This window comes from Pseudoxanthobacter sp. (genome assembly GCF_036822375.1).
Classification (GTDB): Bacteria; Pseudomonadota; Alphaproteobacteria; order Rhizobiales; family Segnochrobactraceae; genus Pseudoxanthobacter.
The window spans coordinates 1-1881 of the sequence record NZ_DAISHT010000220.1; the positions used below are offsets into that span (position 1 = coordinate 1).

1 protein-coding gene, 1 other RNA gene and 1 pseudogene (1 of these 3 only partly in view) are annotated in these 1881 nt (G+C 66.6%); 2 read left to right on the forward strand and 1 reads right to left on the reverse strand.

What is annotated here, in order from left to right; translation table 11 throughout:
- Nucleotides 1-851 (reverse strand): annotated as a pseudogene (locus V7067_RS15045) (hybrid sensor histidine kinase/response regulator); the annotation flags it as partial.
- Nucleotides 852-993: 142 nt separating this feature from the next.
- Here V7067_RS15045 and mscL point away from each other — a divergent pair.
- Both mscL and rnpB read left to right on the forward strand, forming a co-directional pair.
- Entirely contained in the window at nt 994-1425 is a 432-nt protein-coding gene (mscL, locus tag V7067_RS15050; RefSeq protein ID WP_334176726.1) for a large conductance mechanosensitive channel protein MscL, read from the forward strand.
- A 114-nt stretch (nt 1426-1539) separates the two neighbouring features.
- An RNA gene (gene rnpB / locus V7067_RS15055) (RNase P RNA component class A) lies at nt 1540-1881 on the forward strand (it continues 124 nt past the right edge of the window).

The following is a 1881-nucleotide window of genomic DNA, read 5'->3' on the forward strand; positions in this document are numbered from 1 at the left end:
TCGGTGTTTTCCGTCACCGCCACATGGAACTGGCGCGGCAGCAGCAGCGCGGCAATGAACGACAGCGCCACCTGCGACAGCCACAGCCCGCCATCCGGCGCGGTGCCGAACACCGTTTCCACCGAAGGATGGGAGACGATGGAGGCGATCAGCGGCCCGGCACCGCCGAACATGACGAACGTCACATAGAGCCCGACGAACAGGAAGGCGGCCAGCTTGACCAGCGATTCGGTGGCGATCGCCAGCATCATGCCTTCCTGATGCTCGGTCGCATCGGCATGGCGGGTGCCGAACAGGATGGCGAAGGCCGCCATGGCCACCGCCACCAGCAGCGACACATCGCCGACCGGCGTGACCCGCCCGCTCAGGGCCAGCCCGCTGCTGCCGGTGCCGAGGTGGGCAACCAGCGTTTCCACCGAGATCGACACGGCCTTGAGCTGCAGGGCGATGTAGGGAATCGAGCCCACGACGGCGATGAGGGTGACGACGGCGGCCACCATCTGGCTCTTGCCGTAGCGCGCGGCCACGAAGTCGGCGACCGAGGTGATGCGCTCGGCCTTGGCGAGATGGATGACCCGCGCCATCAGCGGCCGGCCGATGGTGAACAGCAGGATCGGCCCGATATAGATGGTGAGGAAGGAAAAGCCGCTGACCGAGGACAGCCCGACCGAGCCGAGAAAGGTCCACGAGGTGCAGTAGACGGCCAGCGACAGCGCATAGATGGAGCGGTGCCCGCCGCGCATGGCGCGCCCGCGCCCGCGCGCCGCCTGCCGGTCGCCATAGCTGGCCACCGCGAACAGCAGGCCGATGTAGCCGATGATGATGAGCAGAACGACGGAAACCTGAAGCATCGGAAGGGCGCGGGCCTGACGTCAAGAAAGCGTGATGTGTCGCGGAATGTCGCTGTGCCCACTCTGGACGCAGACGGGCGTGTCGGCCACAATTGCCGCCATCATTCCCGTCTGTTGCGACAAAGAGGCCGATGTGAACAAGATCATCAAAGAGTTCCGCGATTTTGCCATCAAGGGCAACATGCTGGATCTCGCCATCGGCGTCATCATCGGCGGCGTGTTCGGGGCCATCGTGTCGTCGCTGGTGTCCGACATCCTGATGCCGCCGCTGGGCCTTGCGCTGGGCGGGGTGGATTTCTCCAACATTTTCCTCACCCTCAAGGACGGCCGGCCCGAGGGCCCCTATGTCAGCCTTTCCGCTGCGCAGGCCGCCGGCGCTGTTACCATCAATATCGGTCTTTTCCTCAACGCCGTGGTCAAGTTCCTGATCGTGGCGGTGGCCCTTTTCATCATCGTCAAGGGCATCAACCAGCTGCGCCGCATGGCGGAAGCGGAGAAGGCGGCCGAGCCGGTGAAGCCGACCGCCGAGGTGGTGCTCCTGACCGAAATCCGCGACCTGCTCGCCCGCAAGTGAACCGGCAAACGGGCCGGCAAACCGGCCCGCAAATGCATCGCAGGTGAGCCGGCACCGGCCGGCACTGGCGGAAAGCCGTTTCCTCGGCCGCGAAGATGCGCTAGGGAACGGCCGCCAGCCGGCCGGACGGCCGCTCCGGCAGGGCCCGAAAGGGTGCCGGGGAGGAAAGTCCGGGCTCCACGGAAACACGGTGCCGGGTAACGCCCGGCGGGGGCGACCCCAGGGAAAGTGCCACAGAAAGCAAACCGCCCGCCACCGCGCGGGTAAGGGTGAAAGGGTGGGGTAAGAGCCCACCGCGGACCCGGCAACGGGGACGGCATGGTAAACCCCACCGGGAGCAAGACCGAATAGGGATGACGCGGGCCTTCGGGCCCAGCCCGTTTCCGGGCCAGTCGTCCGGGTAGGTTGCGAGAGGCGTCCGGCAACGGGCGTCCCAGATGAATGGCCGTCGCGCGG